We start from the raw sequence: 23,724 nt of genomic DNA on the forward strand, positions 1-23,724 counted from the left end.
GGGTTTTGGTAACGCGGAGTTGAAACTCTGCGAGGCAAAACCATCTTTTAGAGTGATGGTCAAAGAGCCTAGATGCTTCTTGAGCACCATTGCACACTTATTGTGCGAGAAAGGCCTAAGTCGGCCTGTTTTGGAATCTGGGAGAATGCGAATGCAGCCGAATACGGTAACCATGTCACAAACATCTTTGGCACCTTCAAAGGTGCGCCTGCTCATGATTGCCTTGCTGACGCTGACTTTCATGGTCGCGGCACCTCTGGCAGTCTGGGCACAACAGGGCAGCCTTGCCCCATTGGCGGAAAAAATCAGCCCTGCGGTCGTCAATATCACCACATCAACAACCGTGTCCCGCCGCACCGGGCCACAGGGTATCGTGCCGGAAGGGTCGCCTTTTGAAGACTTCTTCCGCGATCGAGATCAGGGACGGGAAGGTGCGCCGCGACGGTCTTCCGCCTTGGGATCGGGTTTCGTGATCTCTGAAGACGGATACGTTGTAACGAACAATCACGTGATTGACGGCGCGGATGAGATCCTCGTTGAGTTCTTCAACGGTGACGAGTTGACAGCAGAAGTTGTGGGCACAGACCCGAATACTGACATCGCGCTTTTGAAAGTCGAGGCAGACGCCCCGCTGTCTTTCGTGCCATTCGGTGACAGCGACGAAGCACGCGTCGGTGACTGGGTGATTGCGATGGGTAACCCGCTTGGTCAGGGATTTTCGGTTTCAGCAGGTATCGTTTCCGCGCGCAACCGCGAACTGAGTGGTCGCTATGACGACTATATCCAAACGGATGCTGCGATTAACCGGGGTAACTCGGGTGGTCCGCTGTTTAACATGGACGGCGAGGTAATTGGCGTGAATACGGCGATCCTGTCACCAACCGGCGGATCGATCGGCCTTGGCTTTTCGATGGCATCCAACGTGGTGACACGGGTCGTCGACCAGTTGCAGAGGTTCGGTGAAACGCGTCGCGGCTGGCTTGGCGTTCAGATTCAGGATGTCACTGAGGATATGGCCGAGGCGATGGGCCTTGAGAGCACAGCAGGCGCTGCGGTGAATGGTGTGCTGGAAGGTCCGGCGGAAGAGGCCGGGATCCAGATCGGCGACGTTATCGTCAGCTTTGACGGCAAGGATGTGGAAGACACCCGTGGTCTGGTCCGTCAGGTTGGCAACACGCCAGTCGGCGAGGCTGTGCGCGTGGTCGTTCGTCGCGGGGACGAGACAAAGACGCTGATGGTGACCTTGGGACGTCGTGAAGATGCCGAAGCGGCAACACCTGCCGTGGCGCAGTCTGAAGAAGATACGTCGCCTTCGACGAAGGAAATGCTGGGTCTTAGCCTGACTGTCCTGAACGACGAGTTGCGTGAACAGCTCGGCACGGCACCCGACGCAGAAGGGCTTGCGGTTACAGAGGTGGACGAGGCCTCAGAAGCATATGAAAAAGGTCTTCGGGCCGGTGACGTGATCACCGAGGCAGGTCAGCAAAAGGTTCGCACCATCGCCGATCTGGAAGAGCGTGTAGATGCAGCCACAGATGCAGGGCGAAAGTCTCTGCTTTTGCTGGTCCGCCGCGCTGGTGATCCGCGTTTCGTGGCGCTTTCCCTCGCGGAGTAGCCAAAGCAGGTGGAACGGAAACGGGAAAACGGGCGCCTTCGGGCGCCCTTTTCATGTCTCGGGGCCGGTGGTTGTTTCGTTGACAAGCGCGTCGAGCATTGGTGACAGGTCTTCGATCTTTTCGGCGAGCACATGGGTCACGGAATGTGCGCGTTGAAGTCGTCCCGTCACCCGCAGCATGCGTCCGGCGATAACCGCCCTGCGGAATGTTTCGTAGATGTTGCGCCAGACGATCACATTGACCACGCCGGTCTCATCTTCAAGCGTCAGAAATATCACGCCCTTTGCCGTGCCGGGGCGTTGCCGCAGGATGACCAGACCGGCGACGGTGATCCGGGCGTTTTCTGGCGGCAACATAAGATCACGTGCGACCAGACACGCCGGTGGGCGGGGCCAAGGCCCGGTATGAGCTGGCCGGTTGGTTGACTTTTGCGCAGAACTGATCACATGCATGAGAACATAAATAGAACATTTGTGCAGAAAATCAATCAACGCTGCAAGGGCTCGCAAAAGAGGCTGGCGCGGCCTATATCGCCTCGGTACACACGGCGAAACGGATCACGAAAAGGAAGAGACGGGAAGTGGCCAAGATCACCTATATCGAACATGGCGGCACTGAGCATGTCGTCGAAGTTGCCAACGGGCTGACTGTTATGGAAGGCGCGCGCGACAACAACATCCCCGGCATCGAGGCCGATTGCGGCGGCGCGTGCGCCTGTTCTACCTGCCACGTTTATGTCGATCCTGCGTGGGTGGAAAAACTGCCCGCCAAGGAGGACATGGAAGAGGACATGCTTGACTTTGCCTATGAGCCCGACCCGGCCCGGTCGCGTCTGACCTGCCAGTTGAAGGTCACTGATGCGCTGGACGGCCTGATCGTTCAGATGCCCGAAAAGCAAATCTAATGACAGCCGGGGCGCGGCTTCTGCTGTCGTGGCGGCTGCCCCCGTTCACCCGCCGCGCGCTGCTCGTTTTGTGTCTTTGGTGCGCGGGGGCGCAGGTTGCACTGGCGTGCCGCAGCCTTGATCTGGTCACCCGTGGCGAGGTTGAGGGCACAAGTTCCACTTGGCAGGATCAGTTATCGGTCTGGTATGCTGATCTGACCGGGCGCTATTGGCATGGTGTTCTCGGCGATTCGCTGGAACCTGCAACGCTGGTTTTGTATTCGGAGACGTCGTCGCCTGCATGTGGGCATCGTATCACGTTGGCACCGCCGCTGGTATTCGAAGATACCGCCCCGAGGCTTGCCGATCTTGACCTTGACGGCTGGCCCGAAATCATCACGGTTCGCAGCCATGCGCAACAGGGGGCTCAGATTGCGATCTATGCCATAGACAGGCAGGATCACAGCTTGTCCCTGAGCGCGACCACCCCTTACATCGGTACACGGTTTCGCTGGTTGGCGCCGCTTGGTGCCGCTGACCTTGACGGTGACGGGATGATCGAAATCGCATACGTCGACCGGCCCCATTTGGCAAAGACCCTGCGCATCTGGCGTTACAAAAACGGCACTCTGGCGGAGACTTTCAGCCTACCCGGTGTCACCAACCACCGCATTGGTGAAGTGGATATTGCGGGGGGTATACGCGAGTGCGGCAGCGCACCGGAAATGATCGTTGCAAATGCCGACTGGTCACAACTGCTTGCCCTGAAGTTTGACGGAAGCGCAATCGCCACGACCCGGTTGGGGCAGGATACATCGCGCGCCGCCTTTGCGCGCGCAATGGCGTGTTCCGCGCCTTAATCCAGCGCGCGCCACCCGATGTCACGTCGGCAAAACCCTTCGGGCCAGTCGATCTGATCAACCATCGCATAGGCGGTCTTTTGAGCTTCGGCCAGCGTTGCCGCGCGTGCGGTCACCGCGAGAACCCGCCCGCCGACAGCCACCATACGGCCGTCGCTTAGCGCGGTGCCTGCATGAAAAACCATCCGGCGGCTCGTCTGGGGCAGCGCATCAAGCCCGGAAATCACCGACCCCTTGTCATACGCGCCGGGATAGCCTTTCGCAGCCAGTACAACCGTCAGCGCATGATCGTCTGCCCAATTCACCTGCGCTTTGGCCAGACGTCCCTCGGCCGCGGCCTGCATGAGGTCAAATGCCTGTGCGCCGAGGCGCATCATCAGAACCTGACACTCCGGATCGCCGAACCGCACGTTATACTCGACCAACCGCGGATGGCCATCCTTGATCATCAGGCCAACGAAAAGAACACCCTGAAACGGAGTCCCCAGCCGCGCCATTTCCGCCATTGTCGGCTTGACGATATCCTCGAGAGCGGCTCGAGTTACCGCCTCTGTCATGACCGGTGCCGGAGAATAAGCTCCCATACCGCCCGTGTTAGGACCCGTGTCGCCTTCGCCGACACGCTTGTGGTCCTGTGCCGTCCCCACTGGCAAAACGGTTTCCCCGTCGCAGAGTACAAAGAAGGATGCCTCTTCACCTTCCATAAATTCTTCGATCACGACTTCGGCGCCTGCCGCGCCAAAAGCACCACCGAACATGTCATCCAGCGCCGCCAGCGCCTCTGACGTGGTCTGCGCGATGATCACGCCTTTTCCAGCAGCCAGACCATCTGCTTTGATCACGATCGGAGCGCCCTGTGCATTTACATATGACTGGGCGGCGGCAAGGTCCGTGAAATGGGCGTAGGCCGCTGTGGGCGCGCCTGCCGCGTCACATATCTGCTTTGTGAAGGATTTTGACGCCTCCAGACGGGCCGCCGCGGCACTGGGTCCAAAAACGGATACACCAGCCTCGCGTAGTCGGTCCGCGACGCCAGCGGCGAGAGGCGCTTCGGGCCCGATGATAACGAAATCTATGGCGTTTTCTTCTGCAAACCGAACGACCGCGCCGCCATCTTCGATGTCAATGCTGGCACACTCTGCGATATCGTCGATGCCAGCATTTCCCGGGGCGACAATGAGCCGGTCACATTTGGGGTTTTGCAGCACCGCCCACGCCAGCGCATGTTCGCGTCCGCCGCTGCCAAGGATAAGAATGTTCATGGGCATGCTCCTGATCTGCTTGGCCTCACCGTTGCGGCGTTCTAAGCTGGCCCAGACCGCGTGACAACACCTGAGGACACATGGACCTGCTCGACGATCCGCAACCGGGACAAAACACACCAGAATTCACGGTAAGTGAGCTTTCAGGAGCCGTGAAACGCACCCTCGAAGGCGAGTTTGGTCGCGTGCGCGTCCGGGGCGAAGTGAGCCGGGTAATCAGGGCGCGGTCGGGTCATATGTATTACGACATCAAGGACGACAGAAACCAGCTGGCCTGTACAACATGGAAGGGGCAGGTGGCGCGGCTCAGTGTGATCCCCGAAGAAGGGCTTGAGGTTGTCGTCACCGGGCGCATAACCGCCTATGGCGCCCAGTCAAAGTACAACATGAACGTCGACGAGGTGGCCGTTGCAGGCAAAGGCGCACTGATGGCGTTGCTGGAAAAGCGCAAAAAGCAGATGGAGGCCGAAGGGCTGTTCGATGCTGGACGTAAAAAACCGCTGCCTTACTTGCCGGATGTCATTGGTGTCGTGACTTCGCCCACCGGCGCGGTCATTCGTGACATCCTGCACCGGCTGCGCGACAGGTTCCCGCGAAAGGTATTGATCTGGCCGGTTGCCGTGCAGGGCGAGCGCTGCGCCCCCGAGGTCGCGCGTGCCATCGCGGGGTTCAACGCGTTGACATCCGGTGGTGCACTTCCGCGTCCCGATCTGATCATCGTGGCGCGCGGTGGTGGTTCCGTCGAAGACCTTTGGGGGTTTAACGAAGAAATCGTGGCGCGCGCGGCGGCAGCATCGGCGATCCCGCTTATTTCGGCGGTTGGCCACGAAACGGATACGACCCTGATCGATTATGTATCTGACCGTCGCGCCCCAACACCGACGGCCGCAGCCGAATTGGCGGTTCCCGTGCGACATGAATTGATGGCTTGGCTGGACAATCAGGACGCGCGGATGCGGCAGGCGTTAAGTCAGGGGCTGACGCGTCGTGACCAGCGCCTGCGTGATATGGCGCGTGCGCTTCCGCGTCCAGAAATGCTCTTGGAGGCACCGCGGCAGCGGCTGGATATGCAGGGCGCGCGGCTGCGACCGGCACTGATTGCCGGAGTTCAGCAACGCCGCGTTCGCCTTTCCGACATCAGCGGAAGCTTGCGGCCCGCAACGCTGACGCGCACGCTGCACAGCGAACGGCGCGATTTGAATAGCCGCGCTGCCCGTCTGGTGCCGGCGTTGCAGCGCGTGGTCGACGCCCGCAAGGAACGCTTGCAGGCTCTCTCTGCAAGATTTCGCCCTGACACGCTTGGACAGGAGCAGCAGCGTCGCCGCCGTGAATTCGACAAGGTGGTCGCCCGGTTGGCGGAAGTGGGCCGCCGCAATCTGGACAACCTGCATCGCAAGCTCGACGCCGCCGAAAGGCTGCGCCAGACGCTGGGATATGAGGCAACACTTGAACGTGGTTTTGCCGTGGTACGCAGCGATGGGAACGTGGTCACCGACACCAACGCAGCCAAGGCAGCGTCGTCCTTGGAAATCCAGTTTGCAGACGGTCGGATCACCGTAGGCGGCAGGCCGTCCAGCCGCGCCAAACCTGCGAAAAAGCCGCCAGAGCAGGGGTCGCTTTTCTAACTCTACACGCCAACCTCGGGGCCGAGGCAGATCATCTCTTGGTCGAGATCGTCAGCTTCGTAGAGTTGGGTGGCACCCGTCAGGTTTTCAAACCGCGCGACGAGTTTGCCCTGATCCTTGTGAAAGGACCAGCATTGCGGCTCGTTGCTGTCCTCATAGACAAAGCATATCTGGCCTGCGTTCTCATACCAGGTACCTTCCTTGCATTTGCCGTCCAGAAAGGACCACTGAACGCGGCGGTTTTCGAGGTAAATTTCCGCGCCATAGGCTTGACCATTCTGACCGTAAAAGAGCGTCTTGCCTTTCGTGTAGGCGTCAAACTCTTCACCATTCAGAGGTTCGGCTGCTTGCACGGTCGCTGATAGACCGCCAAGGGCGAGCGCTAGCGCACAAAAGACAGATGGGGTTTTACACATATACCCTCCTAACGGGTGACGAATGAGATGACCGGCGCGGATTCCGGAGCCGTCGGTGGCGTGAGATCGCCGGACCACCTGGCCGCGCGCGCGTCCATCATGCGCCGCCACAGGGGCGGCACAAAGGCGATAGCGCCCATGACGGGAACCGAGCGCGGCAAGGTGGGCATGGTTCGGGGATCATGAGTAAGTTCGGTAAAATGGCGTCCGGGCCGCATGTGATGATCGGAATGGCGAGGTGCACTCATCATCAGGGCGGAAGAATAGGGATGGGGCGCGTTCCAGCTGTGCTGTGGGCCCATCGGTTCGGGCTTGCCGTCTGCCGAAATCTCGCGCCTGAGCCCGTAGTGCTGAATGTAATCAGACAGAAAGAGCTGCATCTGAGCGTGCAGCGCAATGGCGATAAAACTGATCAGTCCAACCATTCCTCCGATCAGAGCGGCCGCCGCGAGGAAGATCGCAGCAATGCCAAGGTAGACGGTGTAGGGATGCAGGCCCGAAGGTGTCACCAGTCTGCGCCGCGCGTTTTCTGCGTGCCAACCGGCACAAAACTCCGCTGTCCAGGCTTGTATCATGTATCGGTAAAAACTCATCCCCAAGGGAGCAGAGTTTGGGTCGTTCGAAGTGCCTGCGTGCACGTGGTGCACCAACAGATGCGCCGATACGTGCTGCCCGTTTAGCAAAGAACAGTAGATCGCGGTGCCAAGGGCGCGGCTGGCGCGATCCGGGCGATGGATCAGTTCGTGCGCGCAGGCATTGGAGACTTGACCGGCGTATAGCCCGGCGGCAACGATCAGCGTGATGTCTTGTGCAATCGGCATGCCATCGCGCGCAGCCACAGCCGCAACAACACTGACCAGAACCGCCAGGTGAGCCAATCCTGCGGCTTTTGGCAACCAGTCTGACAGGCTTGCTGCGGCTTCAAGTGTGCCGATGGTGCGGTCCAGCGCAAAGACAAGCAGTGTCATGCTCAGCAACGCCAGCAAAGGCCATACTCCCCCGAATGCCGCCGCAACGAGCAGCAACCCCGCGGGCAACAGGCTGGCCAAGGCAAACACAAAAGTGGCAGGTCGATTTTCCATCTTAATTATTTGTTTACCGCTTTCTACCGCCTGCTCCAAGCCGGCTGTGGCGACGCGGTTAATGTCGGATGTTTCGGATAGGACACGCAGGTGTCGCTTTTGACGCACAGATCAACGATCATAGCCGGTACTGTCGCGGTGTTCGGGCTTGTCTGGTCCGGGCAACCTCGCATACTCGCCGCACTGCGCGCAGGTCCGGAGACTGGTACATGGCACTCGACAACAACGAATCCGCAACTGACAAAGGCGTCTGGAAATCCGGCGCAGGCAAAGGGCGACGTCATACCAAGGGCCGTCAATTGTCGGATCAGGCGTGGGACGAGGTCAAATCGCTTCTGGGAGACGCCCCGCGCAGGTCGGATTTGTTGATCGAGCATCTGCACAAGATACAGGACGCATACGGACACCTCTCTGCGGCACACCTGCGCGCGCTTGCCGAAGAAATGCGCATGTCCATGGCCGAAGTTTATGAGGTCGCCAGCTTTTACGCACATTTTGACGTGGTCAAGGAAGGTGAGACACCGCCACCCGCGCTCACGATCCGTGTCTGTGACAGCCTGTCATGTGAATTGGCAGGTGCCCAGCAACTCAAAGCCGCGCTCGAAGGGGGAACAGACCCCAGCAAGGTCCGCGTGGTCAGGGCACCTTGCATGGGGCGGTGCGACACAGCCCCGGTGCTCGAACTCGGTCACGCGCATATCGACCATGCCACGGTGGAAAAGGTGCACAGCGCAATTGCTGCCGGTGAGACCCACGCGCATATTCCGGCATATCAGGATTTTGCGTCCTACTCGGCTGACGGGGGCTATGAGAAGCTGAAATCTCTGCGCGTCGAAGGAGATTGGGAAAAGGTGCAGCAGGACGTGCTGGCATCTGGGTTGCGTGGTCTGGGTGGTGCGGGTTTTCCGTCGGGCAAGAAATGGGGATTTGTGCGCGCCAATCCGGGGCCGCGCTATCTGGCCGTGAACGGCGACGAGGGCGAACCAGGAACGTTCAAAGACAGATATTACCTCGAACGCACGCCGCATCTGTTTCTCGAAGGAATGCTGATCGCTGCGTGGGCGGTCGAGGCGGAGACGTGTTTCATCTATATGCGCGACGAGTACCCGGCTGTGCTGGAAATCCTCGCGCGCGAGATCGCCTCGTTGGAAACCGCTGGGATTGTCCAGCCCGGCTACATCGATCTGCGTCGAGGTGCGGGGGCGTATATCTGCGGCGAAGAAAGTGCAATGATCGAGAGTATCGAGGGCAAACGGGGCTTGCCGCGGCACCGCCCACCTTTCGTGGCGCAGGTCGGTATCTTTGGTCAGCCCACCTTGGTCCACAACGTCGAAACGCTTCACTGGGTCGCGCGCGTGTGCCGCGAGGGGCCGGAGATCCTGACAGCGGTGGAAAGAAACGGTCGCAAGGGGTTACGCAGCTATTCGGTTTCCGGACGCGTTACAAACCCGGGCGTCTACCTTTTGCCAGCGGGTTCGACCATCATGGACATCATCGAGGCAGCGGGCGGTATGGCAAACGGTCACAGCTTTAAAGCGTACCAACCAGGTGGCCCATCCTCCGGAATCCTGCCTGCTTCGATCAACGATGTGCCACTGGATTTCGATACGTTGCAGCCTCTTGGTTCGTTCATCGGATCTGCCGCGGTGGTGGTGTTGTCGGATCAGGACAGCGCACGGGCCGCAGCATTGAACATGCTGCGCTTTTTCGAAGACGAAAGCTGCGGGCAATGCACGCCCTGCCGGGTAGGCTGCGAAAAAGCGGTCAAGCTGATGCAGGCTGACAGCTGGGATCAACCGCTTTTGGAAGAGTTGAGCACCGCAATGATTGATGCATCAATCTGTGGTCTTGGGCAGGCAGCACCAAACCCGATCCGCATGGTGATAAAGCATTTCCCCGAGGAAATTTGACCGCGCCGGCCCTGGGTCTTTCGTTTCAGGTCAATTCGCCTTAGATGAGCGGTGACCGATAGAACAATGCAGGCACGGGTATGGCATTCTTCAAAAAGCTGAAAGATCGTCTTTTCAAATCCTCTTCCAAAATTGATGAGGGGCTAGAGGCGATCGTGGAGGACGGAGGGGTCGAGGAGACCCTTGCGGCGCCCCAACCGGTTGCCGATGCGCCCGCGCCGGCGGCAGATATCGAACTGGCCGAACCAACCCCGGCAACGGACGACCCGACCCTACTTGAAAACCCAGAACTGGTTGAAGGCGCGCAGGACATTCCTGCGACCGAAGAGGCTGCTGTGCCGGTGGACGAGGTGACCGAAGAGGCCGCTGTACCGGTGGACGAGGTTATGGAGGATCCTGCCACCGCGCTTGACGCGGTGCCTGACGTGCCGGAAAACCTTCTTGAAGCAGCGCCGGTAGAGACTGAAACTAAGCCTGCCGTATCACTTGACACCACAAGCGAAGAAACGGTTGTTTCTCCTGAGCCTGAGCCTGAGCCTGAGCCTGAGCCTGAGCCTGAGCCTGAGCCTGAGCCTGAGCCTGAGCCTGAGCCTGAGCCTGAGCCTGAGCCTGAGCCTGAGCCTGAGCCTGAGCCTGAGCCTGAGCCTGCGTTGCGCAAGCCGGAGCCGATTGCCAACGCGCTCACCGAGACAACGACCGTCGCTGCATCCAAGCCAGGTCTGTTGGGCCGCCTTATGGGACGTGGTGCTGCGCCCCAAACGGTCGTGCGCCGCGTACTAGACGATGATATGTTGGAGCAACTCGAAGAGTTGTTGATCTCTGCCGATATGGGCGTCGACACGGCATTGCGTGTCGTGGCGAATATGGCCGAAGGGCACATAGGGCGCAAATTGTCCGTGCAAGAGATCAAAGAACTCTTGGCCGGTGAGATTGCCCGCATCATGGAGCCGGTTGCCAAACCCTTACCGCTGTTTGGCCGCCAGCCTCAGGTCGTATTGGTCGTCGGCGTTAACGGGTCGGGCAAAACCACGACGATCGGCAAACTCGCCAGTCAGTTTCGGGCCGCAGGCAAAAAGGTCGTGATCGCGGCAGGCGACACCTTCCGCGCTGCCGCCGTCGAGCAGTTGCAAGTTTGGGGAGATCGCGCAGGAGTGCCCGTTCTGACCGCACCTGAGGGGTCTGATCCCGCAAGTCTTGCCTTTGATGCGATGGGGCGCGCGCAGCAGGAGGGCGCAGACCTGTTGCTGATCGACACGGCGGGGCGATTGCAGAACCGCAGCGACCTGATGGAAGAACTGGCAAAAATCGTTCGGGTTATCCGTAAAAAAGACGAAAGCGCGCCGCACAATACCCTTTTGGTGCTGGATGCGACGACGGGGCAAAACGCGTTGAGCCAGGTCAAGGTGTTCAGCGATATCTCGGATGTTTCCGGTCTTGTGATGACAAAACTGGACGGCACGGCAAAAGGCGGTGTTCTCGTCGCACTCGCAGACAAGTTTGGCCTACCCATACATGCGATTGGCGTGGGGGAGCAAATCGACGATCTGGATGCCTTCGATCCGGAGGATTTTGCCGATGCCCTGATGGGGCTTGAGCGTACATGATCGCTGAAATCTCTGACCGGGCCGGCCGGTGACCGAGTGGCTGTCCGCCATCGAAGGAACCGAGGCTGGGCACAGGGTTGCCTTGATACTCGCATTGACAGCGGCGCTGCTGCATGCGGTTTTTGGTGCTCTACAAAAAGGCCGGTTTGATCCGTGGTTGACGCGTGGTGCTGTCGACATCTCGTATATGCTGATGGCCGCGCCCTTCGCCCTGTTTGTCGTGCCCTGGCCCGAGCCGCATATGTGGATCATCTTTGCTGGCGCGTGGGTCATTCACACGATCTACAAGCTCTTGCAGGCGATGGCCTACACCCGCGGGGCCTACACGGTGGTCTATCCCGTTGTACGCGGCACGGGGCCTCTTTTTGCGGTCATTGGCGCTTACCTGATCTTTGGTGAAACATTCACCCTGACGCAGTGGCTGGGCGTGGCCGTCTTGTTGGCAGGTATCTTCGGGCTCGCCGTCTACAACCTGATTTATCTGGTGTCTGAAAGAGACACCTTGAACGCAGCCCTCGGACTGGCTGTGCTTACCGGGCTTTTTGTGGCGCTCTATACGACATTTGACGCCTACGGCATCCGCGCGACGGCAAATCCTTTCACATTTCTGGCTTGGTTCTTTCTGATTGACGGGTTCGTGATGCCGATTATTGCAATAATGCGATGGCGACGGATGCCTCAGGCTGAACGCCCCGACCTGCCGCCGCTTATGAAGCGCGGTGTCCTAGGGGGCTTGGTTGCCTTTGCCAGTTTTGGCTCGGTGATGTTGGCCACCCGGCTCGACAAGGTAGGTGAGGCCGCCGTGTTGCGGGAAACCTCGACCGTTTTCGCGGCAGTCATCGGGTGGATTTTCCTCAAAGAAACGGTTGGGCCGCGTCGCATTGCACTTATGGCATTGATTGCGCTGGGCGCCGTGATAGTTGAAGTGGGCGGATAGGAGACAAGCAGCGTGACCGAAGAGAAACCCGTCAACCCCCTGCTCAAACAGGTTTTGGAACTGGGCCCGACAGTAGCCTTTTTCGTCATTTACTTGCGCATTCGGGACAACACCTACGTCGTCGGCGGCACCGAATATACGGGCTTTATTGTGTCGGCACTGGTGTTTGTGCCTATCCTTCTCTTGGCCATGGGCATTTTGTGGAAGCTGACAGGCAAACTCAGCCGAATGCAGGTATTCACCGCTTTCATGGTCATCTTTTTTGGTGGCCTGACAGCGTGGTTCAATGACGAGCGTTTCTTCAAGATGAAGACGACGATTGTCTATGGGCTGTTCGCGCTGCTACTGGGTATCGGCTTGCTACGCGGCCAAAGCTATCTTGCTTATGTGATGAACGAATTGATGCCAATGCGGCAAGAGGGCTGGATGATCCTGACGCGTCGTCTGTGCGCGGGCTTTGCGGTCTTGGCAATCGCGAACGAGGTGGTCTGGCGAACCATGTCCACCGACGCGTGGGTCAAGATCGAAACCTTCGGGTTTCCCTTGCTGCTAATGGGCTTCTTGATGTGGCAATTTATCGCCCTGCAAGGCTACGTAATCGAGGACGCTGAAAAGACCGACGGGTCCTGACGCTCAGCTTGTTCGAACAGCGGCAAGTTGTTCGATCAGAGGGCTGGGAATTTTCTCGACGTGCACCGAATTGCGGCCCATCGACTCTGCGACCTTTCCGGCCAGATCGGTTGAGATCGCCGCTTCAAGGGCAAGTTGGAACCGTGGATTGCGTGCGCACCGGCGTCTGAGAGCCTGAAAATCCCATTCCAGAACTTCGGCGCCTTCTTCGAGCCATGCCGATGCTGAACTAGGGCGCCCAATCAAAAACGCGATTTCGCCGATAAAGATGTTGCTGCGCAGTACGAATGCCTGATCCCCTTTTCGCACCAGCGGCTGCCCGGAGATGACGAAATACAACTTCTTGCCGACATCATTTTCCTGCGTGATCTGAGTATCCTTTGCCAGCGTGTACCGGTTTGCGAGTTTCATTAGCGCGCGAAAGTCGCCGGGTGGCAGGTTGGGGAATACTTCGTAGATGTCGGCATGTTCCTTCGGAATTGCGAGGCGTGACCGGCGCGCGATCAGGCTTGTCATGCCGCCGATGTTAGCAACACCAATCAATATACTGACGTAGATCGCTGGCCAAAGGGGCGCTTCGGCCACGATTGCGTAATAGATGATGTAGATCACCGTCCCTGCCAGAATGAACAGGCGCAACACGATCTGATTCGTAATTGCCAGACCAGCCACATACAAAGCGCCGGCGAGATAAACTAAATTTGCAGCGGTGAAATATGCTTGAAATTCTTGCAACTGGACCAACCCTGACCGTAATGGCGCAAAACTCATCCAAAACACTGAAATTTGCAAAGAAAATCGATACTGAATGTCCCAAAATCACCAACTTCCAATGTTTGGATTATTCCTTTTTGAAAAGCTGATTTTGCGCATCTTTGTCTTTCCTGAAATCGCCTCTTTTCTCGGCGAAAAGTGCGCGGCCCGCTCGAACGCCGGGACGTTTTGCAAGTTGATCCAGCCATCGCGCCATATTGGGCTTGTCGTCCAATGTTTGCTGCTGGCCTTCCCACAGCGACGCCCACCCCCAAATCGCCATATCGGCGATCGAATAGAAATCGCCCGCGACAAACTCGTTTTCTGCCAGTCGTCTGTCCAACACACCATACAGCCGCGCGGTTTCTGCTCTGTAGCGATCCTTGGCGTAGGGCAGGTCGTTGGGTGGGTCCATCGCCGGTGCATATTTTAAGAAATGGTGTGCTTGACCTGCCATTGGACCTAAACCGCCCATCTGCCACATCAGCCATTCGGTGACAGAGACCTTTTCGCGCGGGGTTCGTCCTGCGAACTGACCTGTCTTGTTGGCGAGGTATTGTAGAATGGCACCGGATTCAAAGATCGATATTGGCTCTCCGTCCGGGCCATCCGGATCTATTATCGCCGGCATCCTGTTATTTGGTGCGATTTTGAGAAACGCCGGGTCAAATTGCTCGCCAGCACCTATGTTGATCAGATGAGTGTTGTAAGGCAATCCCATCTCTTCGAGAGCGATAGAGATTTTCCAGCCATTTGGGGTCGGCCAGAAGTACAGTTCAATAGGCGTGGTCATTCTTGGTCTCCCCGGAGATGGCGGCTGATTGCACTTGTTCAGGCCACTTTAGGGAGAGCATCGGGTAGGGCAAGAGCGCACTCTTGCCAATTAGCGGATTGGCACCTGTCGTGATCAGCCGTGACCAGCGTGGGGTGACCGTCTCTTTGATTTCTTGTAGTCGGCACAGCGGTAGCGTGTCGCTCCGGCGCAGAAACTGCCGATAGAGTTCCATGACGCCGGGGCGCTGGTAACTGGACCAGTGACACACCCGACGTGTGGGTGAGGAAATGTGAAATCCCAATACACCAAGCTGGTCAAGCGCTTGCGGGCAGTCGATGCGCAGCGTTGCGGCGTTTGGTGCTGTAATCCCTGTACCCACGGCTTGATCTTCCGAATACGGGCTGGGCACCAGACGTCTGAACGCGGCGTCAAACAGATCGTTCTCGCGACTGGTCACGTTCAGCAATTCGACGCTGCGCCCTGCCGGTGTTTTGAGCATAGTGTCAGCCGTGCTCAGGTAGCTGGCCCCGCTCAGCAGTACCATGCGATCAACCGCGCCGGATGGGAGGTGCTGCAAGCTATTCAGCGCGGTTTCAGCACCCAGAGAATGCGCGATGATGTGTACCGGTTGGTGCGGCCGCTGGCGCTTTAACATGTAAATCAAACGTGCGATCTGTGCGCCGAGGCCGGTCGCGCGCTTGTGCATGTGCCGCAAAGACCCTCGAGACTGCCAGCCAAATGCGATGCCGAGGCCTTCGTTCGGGTTATCGACGCCAAACCCAAGCGCACGCGGCCAACTATCTGCACGTGCACCAAAGATCTTGGCGTGGGGACAGTGACGTGTGCTGCCCGGCGCGTATTTGAACCCATGCAGCATCACGATGGCCGGTCCTGACGCATCTACCATAGACCGCAGAGTTCTTCCTGCGGGATGCTGCGTATTGTGTAGGACAAGGCCCTGCTTACCGGAGTTAATCCTGATCAAAGGCATACGCGGCTCCCTGCACAAGATGTTGTGGTCGTACTGTGCTACAGACATATGAGCCTTTAGTGAACTTTGTGTTACAGCATCGTGACAGTGTTGACGGAACAAGGGCATTCGACTACGAAAAAGGTGTGGCGATTTGATACCAGCTTGCGGGCCACGTGAAATATTCCGCTAAAAGGTCACTCGATGAGGAACCCCCGTCGCCTGACCGCGTCTGGGGTTTTTTTATGGCCCGTTTGGGCAAGAGAGAGAAAGAAGATGACCAAAGATTTGAGCCCGCGTACGCGCGCCGTTCATGCCGGCACCCGCCGCAGCCAATATGGCGAAGTGTCCGAAGCGATTTTCCTGACACAAGGGTTTGTTTACGACAGTGCTGAGCAGGCAGAAGCCCGGTTTATCGAGGCGGGACCGGACGAATTCATCTATGCGCGCTACGGCAATCCGACTGTTGCGATGTTTGAGGAACGAATTGCGGCACTCGAAGGCGCCGAGGACGCTTTTGCGACCGCATCCGGCATGGCCGCTGTCTCAGGCGCCCTTATGTCAATGCTCAAAGCAGGCGATCACGTCGTATCAGCGCGTGCGCTCTTTGGCTCTTGTCTTTACGTTTTGGAAGAAATCCTGACGCGTTACGGCGTGGAAGTAACTTTTGTCGATGGTGCTGATCTGTCGGAATGGAAGGCAGCTATCCGGGACGACACCCAACTGGTATTTTTTGAATCGCTTTCCAATCCGACGCTCGAAGTTGTCGACATCGAAGGCGTAACCGAACTGGCGCATGCCAAGGGGGCAAAGGTCGTGGTCGACAATGTCTTTGCCACACCGGTCTGGTCACAGGCCATTGCGCAGGGTGCCGACGTGGTTGTGTATTCGGCAACCAAACATATAGACGGTCAGGGTCGGGCTTTGGGCGGCGTGATCCTTGGCAGCCGCGAGTATATCCGCAAAACAGTTGAGCCTTATCTGAAGCACACGGGTGGTTCGATGAGCCCGTTCACTGCTTGGATCATGCTCAAGGGATTAGAGACGATGAACCTGCGGGTAAAGGCTCAAACCGAAAACGCGACAGCCATTGCTGCGGCGCTGCATGGACACGACAAGCTGTCGCGCGTCATTTACCCCGGACATCCGAGCCATCCGCAAAATGATCTTGTGAAACGGCAGATGACACAGGGCGGTACTGTGCTATCGATAGACCTACACGGGGGCAAAGAGGCGGCGTTCCAGTTTCTTAATGCGATCGAGGTTGGTCTCATTTCCAACAATCTGGGAGACGCGAAAACGATCCTTACCCATCCCGCAACTACAACCCACCAGCGCCTGACAGATGAGCAGCGCAACGCCTTGGGCATCACGGCAGGCCTTGTGAGGATCAGCGTAGGGATTGAGGAGGGCGCTGATCTCATTCAGGATTTTGAATCGGCGCTTGACCAGATTTAAATTTCGCGCGGCGCGGGTATGCGGCGGTTGGGATTTTTCCTTGTCAGCGCGATGGGCAGAAAAAATGATCCTGTCGCCCAGAGTTTACGTAAATGTGAATAGTATTTGCACAATGCGCGACTGCGCCTATGTGTATGTCCTGACGCCACGAGGAGCGACACAATGAACATCCACACACCTGGCTTGAACCTGACGCCTGACAAGGATGAGGCGAAAGCCGCCCTCGACGTACTGAGGCAGTGGGCCAATTCGGTGACATCGGAAGAACTGAAGGCTCTGGACCCCAGTATCGCGCGACTGTTGCCCAGCGCCGAGACGCAAGACTACCCCGACTTGGCACGCGACTACCCGCAGGATTTCATTGTCGACGAAGCTTATAAATCAGGGCTGCCAGACCTGCAGAACGGTCCCTCGAGCCTGATACGAGGCGCGAAGCAGCAAATTCAACATGTCGGCATCTCCAATTTCCGGCTGCCGATCCGTTTTCGAACACGCGACAACGGCGATCTGACACTCGAGACGTCTGTTACCGGTTCAGTGAGCCTTGAGGCCGAGAAAAAGGGCATCAACATGTCCCGGATCATGCGCAGCTTTTACAAGCACGCCGAGGCGACCTTTAGTTTCGAAGTGATGGAAGCCGCCCTTGATGACTACATCGCTGATCTGGAAAGCATGGATGCCCGATTGCAGATGCGTTTCAGCTTCCCGATGAAGGTTGAAAGCCTGCGCTCAGGCCTTTCGGGTTATCAGTATTACGATATCGCGCTTGAACTGGTCGAGCGGGCAGGGGTGCGTAAAAAATTTATGCATGTCGATTATGTTTACTCCTCGACATGCCCATGTTCGCTGGAACTGTCCGAGCATGCCCGAGAGACGCGCGGGCAGCTTGCAACACCACATTCGCAACGTTCCGTCGCGCGCATTTCCGTCGAGATCGACACAGCCGCCGGATGTCTCTGGTTCGAAGATATGATCGATGCCTGCCGCCGTGCCGTACCGACCGAAACGCAAGTGATGGTTAAACGCGAGGACGAGCAGGCATTTGCGGAACTGAATGCCGCCAACCCGATCTTTGTAGAAGACGCGGCCCGCTTGTTCTGCGAGCAGTTGCAAGCCGATGTACGTGTCGGGGACTTTCGTGTGATTGCCAGCCATCAGGAGAGCTTGCACAGCCATGACGCGGTCAGCGTTTTGGTCGAAGGCGACACATTCGCCGCGGACAGCCTTGACCCCAAACTGTTTGGAACGCTGTTTCACGTCGGCTAAGTATAAGGTTTTTATTTGTGGAAAGGGCTCGCGTTCGCGAGCCCTTTTTCGTTCTGCGTTGCAGCGAAATTGCAGCGGCTATGCGGCCGCTGCAATTCTAATTTCAGCGATATCACTTATGTTGAAGGCATCACACAAGATGAAAGAAAGGGGTCATTCATGGCCTATCAACATACGCATTCCGCTAACGCTTCCGATCTGCTGCACCAAGCTGCACACGGCGTAAAAACCGTTTTCTCCGCAATCGGCGGGTTCTTTGTTTCCATTGCCAGCGCGAACCGGCGCATGGTGCTGGTAGAAAAACTGCAGGCGAAATCTGACACAGAACTCGCGGCTCTGGGTATTCGCCGCGAAGATATCGTGCGCCACGTGTTCAAAGACATGCTGGACGCCTGAGGCCGACGTCACCGCCGTCTCGGCGGCGGTGCTTGACACTGGCAAGCCCGCGCGCCAACCCTGCGCACATGATGGATTTGCGCCCTGTTGGTTACGTGATTGGTCTGCTTGTCGCCGTTCTGGGCGCAGCAATGTTGCTGCCGATGATTATCGACATTGCAGAAGCACGCGGCCATTGGCCTGTTTTTTTGCAGTCTTCCCTAGTCACAGTTGTTGCCGGTGGCCTGATCGCCTTGTCCTGTGCGAACGGGGTCAAGGAAGGGCTGACCATTCAGCAAACCTTTTTGCTCACGACAGGCGTGTGGGTTGCCCTGCCGGTCTTTGGCGCGATCCCTTTTGTGATCGGCGCGACCGAAGCGCGTTTTGTCGACGCGTTTTTCGAAGCCATGTCGGGGCTCACAACAACAGGCTCAACTGTTTTCACAGAGTTGGAAATGCTGCCGAAAGGCTTGTTGCTCTGGCGCGGCATTTTGCAATGGTTGGGTGGTATCGGCATCATTGTGGTCGCCATGGTGTTTCTGCCCGAGCTGCGGGTCGGCGGCATGCAGATCTTCAAATCTGAAGCTTTTGACACGATGGGAAAAATTCTGCCGCGCGCGACCCAGATCGCAAGCCAGATTTCATCTATCTATCTGGGCCTCACCATGGCTTGTGCCCTTTGCTATCTCGGGTTTGGCATGAACGCCTTTGATGCCACCGTACATGCGCTTACGACGGTGTCGACGGGCGGTTTTGCCAATTATGATGCCTCATTCGGCACATTTTCCGGCAGTGCAGAATATGTTGCCGTGCTCTTCATGGTTCTGGCCGCATTGCCTTTTGTGCGATACGTCCAGCTTTTGAATGGACAGGCCGAACCGATTTGGCGCGACAGCCAAGTCCGCGTTTTTATCATAACGCTTTTGGTGTTTGCGCTGGTTATGGCGCTGATGCTGACCCGGCTTTTCCCCGGTCAGGCAGAGCAATCGTTCCGCCAGGCGTTGTTTAATGTCACATCGATAATGACAGGCACCGGGTATTCATCGGCGGATTATATGGGCTGGGGCCCGTTTCTTGTGTCGATTTTCTTCTTTATCGGGCTGATCGGAGGTTGCGCGGGCTCCACCACCTGTTCGATCAAGATATTTCGCTACCAACTACTCTTTGCGTCGATCAGAATGCAGTTGCGCAAGATCCAGTCACCCAGCGGCGTCTTTGTGGTCCGGTACGATAAGCGGGCGGTCGACGATGATGTCCTTGGGTCAGTCATGTCGTTCTTCATGTTTTTTGTCGTGACACTGGGTTTGTTGGCGGTGGCGCTGAGCTTGACGGGGTTGGATTTCATTACATCGCTTTCGGGCGCAGCAACCGCTTTGTCGAATGTCGGCCCCGGCCTTGGCGATGAAATCGGTCCGGCAGGTCACTTTGGCGGCCTGAACGACACGGCCAAATGGTTGCTGTCACTTGGTATGCTGCTTGGCCGGCTGGAACTGCTGGCAGTCTACGCGATCCTCACCGTAAATTTCTGGAGAAGCTGACATGGACAGACCGCTTGGGGCACAGATTTCACATATGCTGAAGGACCGCGGCGTAGACGTCATTTTCGGCATTCCCGGCGTGCATAACCAAGAGATGTATCGCGGTATCGAAGAGGCCGGGATCATGCATGTCCTCGCCCGTCACGAGCAAGGGGCCGGATTCATGGCAGATGGGTACGCCCGCGCGACGGGCAGACCTGGCGTGGCATACGTGATCACCGGACCGGGTCTTTGCAATATCATGACGCCGATGGGTCAAGCCTATTCCGACAGCGTACCGATGTTGGTCATCTCAAGCTGCCTTGATGAGGTTGCGACGGTCAAAGGTCAGTTACACCAGATGAAAGACCAGCGCGCTGCGGCCGGAACTGTTTGTGACTGGTCCGAAGAGGCGCGCAGCCCGGCTGCCGCTTATCACCTCATCGACAGAGCAATGACCGAGTTCGACACAATGCGCCAGCGATCCAAACACATTCAGGTGCCCATTGCCGCGCTAGAGGCGATTGCGCCGCCCGCGCCCGGCAGGATCGAGAGCGAAACGCTGGGTCTGCCGGAGCCTGACACCTATGCGATTGGTAAGGTTGCAAAAGCGCTGGCGGCTGCGCAGCGGCCTGTCTTGCTGCTGGGTGGCGGTGCTACTGTGGGAGCAAGCCTCTATCCCAAGCTCGCGAGCAAGACCGGAGCAGCGGTCTTTTGCACATATGCGGGCAGGGGCATCATGCCGGGGGATCACCCGCTTTATCTTGGCTCCACCCTTGCATCCGGTGAGGCAGCAGGGCTGCTGGCAAAGGCCGACCTGCTGGTGGTGGTCGGCTCGGAACTGGCGGAGGTTGATATCTGGCGCGACAGGCTGGGCCATGCATGCCCGATGATCCGTGTCGACATTGACCCGGCCCAGTTGACCGGTGAGCGGCAAGAAGGAGACATACAGGTGCTCAGTGATGCCTATCCCTTTATGGAGGCAGTTCTTGACGTTGTGGCAGATACGCCGGAGCCGTCAAAGTGGCCGGTCGATGAGATTGCGCAGTATCGGCGGACGTGCCGCGCGCAACTGGCAGCAGACCGCCCGGGTATTCTGCCCGTCTGCGACGCGTTGCGAGCCTGCTTGCCCGATCAGACGATGATCTACTCTGACATGACGCAATTTGCTTATGCGGCGAAAGAAGTGTGGGATATGGACCGTCCCGGTCTCTGGCATCACCCTTATGGGTTTGGCACGCTGGGGTACGCCACGCCCGCTGCAATCGGTGGTGCAGTTGCGAGGCCGGGACTGGCAACCATGGCCATCATTGGCGACTACGGCTTTCACTACACCTGTCAGGAGCTTGGCGTTGCGGTGGAACTTGGTCTGCCCTTGCCGATTATTCTTTGGGATAATGGAAAGTTGGGAGAGATCGAAGACAGTATGGTGCGTGCACAAATCGCACCGAACGCCGTGGTCGCGCATAACCCCGATTTCTGTAAGCTCGCTGAAGCTTTCGGTGCGCGGGCTGTCGCGCCTGAAACGCTGGCGGATATGCAGACAGCAGTCACAGAGGCGTTCAGCGCCAGCGGTCCGACGCTGATCTATCTGACGCCTCAGATCGCAGGCTAGGCTTTAATTATAGTCGGAATACGCCCGCTGTATGAGGCGTTTGGCGCACTTCATATGTGCCGTGTTCACGATGAGATACCAAACCGTTTCGCCGGGGCGGCCCGCGCGGGAATACTGGCAGTTGTCAGGTGAGGTCCACCACTGACCCTTGTAGCTCGCCGGGGGCAGCATTGGCGACTGATACTCTACCAGACGCGGTGTAGCATTAGCGGCATTTGCCCCTTGAGCGGTGGCAGGCAGCGGCAACAGGCTGGCCGCGGCCAGCACACAGGCAATTCTGAACATCTTCTTGCTCCATCGTCGGACGGTTGCGATGTGTCCCCACGCGAGCAGAAAGATGGCGTAAAGGGATTAACACAGCACAAACGGTCCGCTGATCAGAGCGGAAGTTTCAGGCGGATTTTAGGCAACAATAGGGTGATTTATTCCCAGCAACTGACCAGAACGGTCATGCCAACGCCGCGTTCGGTTATGTCTTCGGGTGCGAGGCTTGCTGTTTCTGTCCCTGTGCTGGTCGCCAGCCCCGCCTGTTCCAACACGCCGGCGATCACATCTCCCGTCAGGGCAAAGCGCACCGCGTCTGGCAATTGCCGTCCCCCTTGAGGGCGCGGCAGCAGCATGCCCATCACCTGTCCGCGTTCGTCAAAAACGGGGCCTCCGGCATCGCCGGGCAGGGCGTCGACATCCAGCCGGTTCAATTCAGCTTCGCCACGCAGACCTTTGGTGTCCGACAACCGCCCGAATGTCAGCGACGGGGCATTCAGTTGCCCTTCAAAGGAATACCCCGCGACGGCCACTTGTGATTGCAGGCGGGGCAAATCTGGGCTGAAAAGCGCAACAGCAGGAGGCGCAAGGCTAGCGTTAGGGCGCAATACCGCGATGCCGCGGTCGACATCGACGCTGCTGAGCGTTGCATCAAACTCGTCGTCGAGGGTGATGCGCGTGCAGCTTTGCACGGCGTCAGCTGTCGTAACGACAGCGCCACTGCGGTCTACATAAAACCCAGAGCGAGAGAACAGGGGTTTGCGCACTTGCAGCCCGGCCACCAGATCGACAGCCTGTGCATCTGAATTGCCCGTCGCAGGATCAAGTGCTCCGGGCAACCGCGTAAAACTAGCGTCCATCTCGGCTAGAACACGAGACCGGCGTGCCTCATCTCCGGCAGGCCATATCAGTGTGAAACCTTTTATTTCTCCGTCCAGCAGCGTTACGCGTGTTTCGCTCACAATCCGTGCGTTTTGGCCTACGATGCTGAAATTGCGGCGACCGATCTGTCGTGGACCTTCCAGCGGCACGATTTCGAGCGTTTGCATGATATCGTAGAGCCCGCGCAGCGTATCGCCATCGCCCGGCTGGCTGATTAGCAGTGCCCGTGCAGGCCAGTCCCCCCGCGGGTCGTATCGTGCAAATGGTGCCTCATGCCGGTCAAAACGCAGAACGCCCAGCGGCAAGGCAATTTCAATACCCGCCGCGTTGTCGCGAACGACCTGCATGTCCATGCCGTCCAAAATGGCGTTGTACTGACCCAAGAGGACTTGCCGCTGATTGGTTGTCAGAATGCCGGTCGGCTCGAACCCGTTGGCCGCCTGCCAATCGCCCATGGAGCGGCGTGTGCCGCGCCCGAAGGCGCCATCAATTGCGGCATTGTAAAAGCCAGCCCATTGCAATGCTGTCTGAAGCGACCGGCGCTCTTCTCTGGTCAATAGGCTCTCACTGCGGCGGGCTTGCGCGGGCGTTTCGGTTTCTGGTGGCTGTTCGATGGTCGACTGCGCGATAACAGGTGCGTCCGGAGCTTCGTTTTCGGGTAGCGTGCTGGGCGTTCGCGGCTGCGCTAAAGTGTTGGCAGGAAAAATCTGCTGACCGTAACTGCGGGAAAACGCGATATAGCTGTCGCGCGGTATCAGACCCTGAGCCCGATAGCTGAGCAACACCTGTTCCGCATCGACGCGCGTGTAAGGGCCAAGGGCGATGGCATACCAGCCGCCCGCAAGAGCAAAGCCGTTGATGTCCGGCAGGGTGCTGGCATAGTCTTCGGCCCGCTCGACGGCTTGCGCCGCGCTCGGACGCGCCTCGATCTGGACCCATACAACATCGGTTCCCGATTGTGCCCACGCCCCTGTGGTGACAAAGAAAAACAAAGTGGTGGCTATCACCAGAAATCGCGCCATCA

22 protein-coding genes and 1 riboswitch are annotated in these 23,724 nt (G+C 58.0%); of the genes, 13 read left to right on the plus strand and 9 right to left on the minus strand.

Annotated elements, in window-relative coordinates:
* The first annotated feature begins 151 nt into the window (after nucleotides 1-151).
* Nucleotides 152-1,615, plus strand: a complete 1,464-nt coding sequence (locus AC2D8V_RS05565; protein ID WP_484732518.1) for a Do family serine endopeptidase — start codon at nucleotides 152-154, stop codon at nucleotides 1,613-1,615.
* Between the two features lie 51 nt (nucleotides 1,616-1,666).
* On the opposite strand, the gene AC2D8V_RS05570 is transcribed toward AC2D8V_RS05565, so the two are convergent.
* Nucleotides 1,667-2,068, minus strand: a complete 402-nt coding sequence (locus AC2D8V_RS05570) for an OB-fold nucleic acid binding domain-containing protein (RefSeq protein WP_484732519.1) — start codon at nucleotides 2,066-2,068, stop codon at nucleotides 1,667-1,669.
* Nucleotides 2,069-2,196: 128 nt separating this feature from the next.
* On the opposite strand from AC2D8V_RS05570, the gene AC2D8V_RS05575 reads away from it, so the two are divergent.
* Nucleotides 2,197-2,520 (plus strand): 2Fe-2S iron-sulfur cluster-binding protein, encoded by a 324-nt coding sequence (locus AC2D8V_RS05575; RefSeq protein WP_484732520.1) that lies wholly within the window; start codon nucleotides 2,197-2,199, stop codon nucleotides 2,518-2,520.
* Nucleotides 2,520-3,359 carry an FG-GAP repeat domain-containing protein gene (locus tag AC2D8V_RS05580; RefSeq protein WP_484732521.1) on the plus strand — a complete coding sequence of 280 codons (840 nt, stop codon included), beginning with the start codon at nucleotides 2,520-2,522 and terminating at the stop codon, nucleotides 3,357-3,359. Before AC2D8V_RS05575 ends, AC2D8V_RS05580 begins: the two co-directional genes overlap by 1 nt.
* Here the strand turns inward: AC2D8V_RS05580 and purD are convergent.
* Complete coding sequence (purD, locus tag AC2D8V_RS05585; protein ID WP_484732522.1) at nucleotides 3,356-4,621, minus strand: phosphoribosylamine--glycine ligase; 1,266 nt, start codon at nucleotides 4,619-4,621, stop codon at nucleotides 3,356-3,358. The genes AC2D8V_RS05580 and purD overlap by 4 nt on opposite strands.
* 80 nt (nucleotides 4,622-4,701) lie before the next feature.
* Here purD and xseA point away from each other — a divergent pair, with 80 nt between their 5' ends.
* Complete coding sequence (gene xseA / locus AC2D8V_RS05590) at nucleotides 4,702-6,246, plus strand: exodeoxyribonuclease VII large subunit (RefSeq protein ID WP_484732523.1); 1,545 nt, start codon at nucleotides 4,702-4,704, stop codon at nucleotides 6,244-6,246.
* 2 nt (nucleotides 6,247-6,248) lie between these two features.
* Here xseA and AC2D8V_RS05595 read toward each other — a convergent pair whose 3' ends face one another.
* Nucleotides 6,249-6,662 carry a hypothetical protein gene (locus AC2D8V_RS05595; RefSeq protein ID WP_484732524.1) on the minus strand — a complete coding sequence of 138 codons (414 nt, stop codon included), beginning with the start codon at nucleotides 6,660-6,662 and terminating at the stop codon, nucleotides 6,249-6,251.
* A gap of 8 nt (nucleotides 6,663-6,670) precedes the next feature.
* Nucleotides 6,671-7,744, minus strand: coding sequence for an alkane 1-monooxygenase (locus AC2D8V_RS05600; RefSeq protein ID WP_484732525.1), 1,074 nt, complete (start codon nucleotides 7,742-7,744; stop codon nucleotides 6,671-6,673).
* 209 nt (nucleotides 7,745-7,953) lie between these two features.
* Here AC2D8V_RS05600 and AC2D8V_RS05605 point away from each other — a divergent pair, with 209 nt between their 5' ends.
* From AC2D8V_RS05605 to AC2D8V_RS05620, 4 genes are all read left to right on the plus strand, one after another.
* Nucleotides 7,954-9,654 carry an NAD(P)H-dependent oxidoreductase subunit E gene (locus tag AC2D8V_RS05605; protein WP_484732526.1) on the plus strand — a complete coding sequence of 567 codons (1,701 nt, stop codon included), beginning with the start codon at nucleotides 7,954-7,956 and terminating at the stop codon, nucleotides 9,652-9,654.
* An 80-nt stretch (nucleotides 9,655-9,734) separates the two neighbouring features.
* The gene (gene ftsY / locus AC2D8V_RS05610; RefSeq protein ID WP_484732527.1) at nucleotides 9,735-11,258 is read left to right on the plus strand and encodes a signal recognition particle-docking protein FtsY; all 1,524 of its coding nucleotides are present in this window, start codon (nucleotides 9,735-9,737) and stop codon (nucleotides 11,256-11,258) included.
* Nucleotides 11,259-11,286: 28 nt separating this feature from the next.
* The gene (locus AC2D8V_RS05615; protein ID WP_484732528.1) at nucleotides 11,287-12,195 is read left to right on the plus strand and encodes an EamA family transporter; all 909 of its coding nucleotides are present in this window, start codon (nucleotides 11,287-11,289) and stop codon (nucleotides 12,193-12,195) included.
* A gap of 12 nt (nucleotides 12,196-12,207) precedes the next feature.
* Nucleotides 12,208-12,825 carry an inner membrane-spanning protein YciB gene (locus tag AC2D8V_RS05620; protein ID WP_484732529.1) on the plus strand — a complete coding sequence of 206 codons (618 nt, stop codon included), beginning with the start codon at nucleotides 12,208-12,210 and terminating at the stop codon, nucleotides 12,823-12,825.
* A gap of 3 nt (nucleotides 12,826-12,828) precedes the next feature.
* On the opposite strand, the gene AC2D8V_RS05625 is transcribed toward AC2D8V_RS05620, so the two are convergent.
* The 3 genes from AC2D8V_RS05625 to AC2D8V_RS05635 form a co-directional block, all read right to left on the minus strand.
* Nucleotides 12,829-13,596, minus strand: a complete 768-nt coding sequence (locus AC2D8V_RS05625) for a cyclic nucleotide-binding domain-containing protein (protein WP_484732530.1) — start codon at nucleotides 13,594-13,596, stop codon at nucleotides 12,829-12,831.
* 70 nt (nucleotides 13,597-13,666) lie between these two features.
* A complete protein-coding gene (locus AC2D8V_RS05630) occupies nucleotides 13,667-14,371 on the minus strand; it encodes a glutathione S-transferase N-terminal domain-containing protein (protein ID WP_484732531.1) in 705 nt (234 codons plus the stop codon).
* On the minus strand, nucleotides 14,355-15,344 hold the full coding sequence (locus tag AC2D8V_RS05635; protein WP_484732532.1) for an alpha/beta hydrolase: 990 nt from the start codon (nucleotides 15,342-15,344) through the stop codon (nucleotides 14,355-14,357). Before AC2D8V_RS05635 ends, AC2D8V_RS05630 begins: the two co-directional genes overlap by 17 nt.
* A 115-nt stretch (nucleotides 15,345-15,459) precedes the next feature.
* Nucleotides 15,460-15,536: riboswitch (SAM riboswitch) on the plus strand.
* Nucleotides 15,537-15,599: 63 nt separating this feature from the next.
* On the opposite strand from AC2D8V_RS05635, the gene metZ reads away from it, so the two are divergent.
* The 5 genes from metZ to AC2D8V_RS05660 all read left to right on the plus strand — a co-directional run bounded on the left by metZ (nucleotide 15,600) and on the right by AC2D8V_RS05660 (nucleotide 21,554).
* On the plus strand, nucleotides 15,600-16,781 hold the full coding sequence (gene metZ / locus AC2D8V_RS05640; protein WP_484732533.1) for an O-succinylhomoserine sulfhydrylase: 1,182 nt from the start codon (nucleotides 15,600-15,602) through the stop codon (nucleotides 16,779-16,781).
* A gap of 162 nt (nucleotides 16,782-16,943) precedes the next feature.
* Nucleotides 16,944-18,047, plus strand: a complete 1,104-nt coding sequence (gene folE2, locus AC2D8V_RS05645; RefSeq protein WP_484732534.1) for a GTP cyclohydrolase FolE2 — start codon at nucleotides 16,944-16,946, stop codon at nucleotides 18,045-18,047.
* 159 nt (nucleotides 18,048-18,206) lie between these two features.
* Complete coding sequence (locus tag AC2D8V_RS05650; protein ID WP_484732535.1) at nucleotides 18,207-18,443, plus strand: DUF1127 domain-containing protein; 237 nt, start codon at nucleotides 18,207-18,209, stop codon at nucleotides 18,441-18,443.
* Between the two features lie 68 nt (nucleotides 18,444-18,511).
* A complete protein-coding gene (locus tag AC2D8V_RS05655; RefSeq protein WP_484732536.1) occupies nucleotides 18,512-19,960 on the plus strand; it encodes a TrkH family potassium uptake protein in 1,449 nt (482 codons plus the stop codon).
* 1 nt (nucleotide 19,961) lies between these two features.
* A complete protein-coding gene (locus AC2D8V_RS05660; RefSeq protein WP_484732537.1) occupies nucleotides 19,962-21,554 on the plus strand; it encodes a thiamine pyrophosphate-binding protein in 1,593 nt (530 codons plus the stop codon).
* 3 nt (nucleotides 21,555-21,557) lie between these two features.
* On the opposite strand, the gene AC2D8V_RS05665 is transcribed toward AC2D8V_RS05660, so the two are convergent.
* Entirely contained in the window at nucleotides 21,558-21,839 is a 282-nt protein-coding gene (locus tag AC2D8V_RS05665) for a hypothetical protein (RefSeq protein ID WP_484732538.1), read from the minus strand.
* A 137-nt stretch (nucleotides 21,840-21,976) separates the two neighbouring features.
* On the minus strand, nucleotides 21,977-23,722 hold the full coding sequence (locus AC2D8V_RS05670; protein ID WP_484732666.1) for a serine protease: 1,746 nt from the start codon (nucleotides 23,720-23,722) through the stop codon (nucleotides 21,977-21,979).
* Nucleotides 23,723-23,724 lie beyond the last annotated feature (2 nt).

It is taken from the genome of Roseobacter sp. YIN89 (genome assembly GCF_057219365.1).

Excerpts from the sequence above, each read along its gene's own strand:
- AC2D8V_RS05630 (WP_484732531.1), bottom strand. The coding sequence starts at position 14,371 with ATGACCACGCCTATTGAACTGTACTTCTGGCCGACCCCAAATGGCTGG.
- AC2D8V_RS05650 (WP_484732535.1), top strand. The coding sequence starts at position 18,207 with ATGGCCTATCAACATACGCATTCCGCTAACGCTTCCGATCTGCTGCAC.
- AC2D8V_RS05570 (WP_484732519.1), bottom strand. The coding sequence starts at position 2,068 with ATGCATGTGATCAGTTCTGCGCAAAAGTCAACCAACCGGCCAGCTCAT.
- xseA (WP_484732523.1), top strand. The coding sequence starts at position 4,702 with ATGGACCTGCTCGACGATCCGCAACCGGGACAAAACACACCAGAATTC.
- AC2D8V_RS05605 (WP_484732526.1), top strand. The coding sequence starts at position 7,954 with ATGGCACTCGACAACAACGAATCCGCAACTGACAAAGGCGTCTGGAAA.
- metZ (WP_484732533.1), top strand. The coding sequence starts at position 15,600 with ATGACCAAAGATTTGAGCCCGCGTACGCGCGCCGTTCATGCCGGCACC.
- AC2D8V_RS05660 (WP_484732537.1), top strand. The coding sequence starts at position 19,962 with ATGGACAGACCGCTTGGGGCACAGATTTCACATATGCTGAAGGACCGC.
- AC2D8V_RS05595 (WP_484732524.1), bottom strand. The coding sequence starts at position 6,662 with ATGTGTAAAACCCCATCTGTCTTTTGTGCGCTAGCGCTCGCCCTTGGC.
- AC2D8V_RS05635 (WP_484732532.1), bottom strand. The coding sequence starts at position 15,344 with ATGCCTTTGATCAGGATTAACTCCGGTAAGCAGGGCCTTGTCCTACAC.
- AC2D8V_RS05655 (WP_484732536.1), top strand. The coding sequence starts at position 18,512 with ATGATGGATTTGCGCCCTGTTGGTTACGTGATTGGTCTGCTTGTCGCC.
- AC2D8V_RS05565 (WP_484732518.1), top strand. The coding sequence starts at position 152 with ATGCAGCCGAATACGGTAACCATGTCACAAACATCTTTGGCACCTTCA.
- folE2 (WP_484732534.1), top strand. The coding sequence starts at position 16,944 with ATGAACATCCACACACCTGGCTTGAACCTGACGCCTGACAAGGATGAG.
- ftsY (WP_484732527.1), top strand. The coding sequence starts at position 9,735 with ATGGCATTCTTCAAAAAGCTGAAAGATCGTCTTTTCAAATCCTCTTCC.
- purD (WP_484732522.1), bottom strand. The coding sequence starts at position 4,621 with ATGAACATTCTTATCCTTGGCAGCGGCGGACGCGAACATGCGCTGGCG.
- AC2D8V_RS05670 (WP_484732666.1), bottom strand. The coding sequence starts at position 23,722 with ATGGCGCGATTTCTGGTGATAGCCACCACTTTGTTTTTCTTTGTCACC.
- AC2D8V_RS05625 (WP_484732530.1), bottom strand. The coding sequence starts at position 13,596 with ATGAGTTTTGCGCCATTACGGTCAGGGTTGGTCCAGTTGCAAGAATTT.
- AC2D8V_RS05665 (WP_484732538.1), bottom strand. The coding sequence starts at position 21,839 with ATGTTCAGAATTGCCTGTGTGCTGGCCGCGGCCAGCCTGTTGCCGCTG.
- AC2D8V_RS05600 (WP_484732525.1), bottom strand. The coding sequence starts at position 7,744 with ATGGAAAATCGACCTGCCACTTTTGTGTTTGCCTTGGCCAGCCTGTTG.
- AC2D8V_RS05580 (WP_484732521.1), top strand. The coding sequence starts at position 2,520 with ATGACAGCCGGGGCGCGGCTTCTGCTGTCGTGGCGGCTGCCCCCGTTC.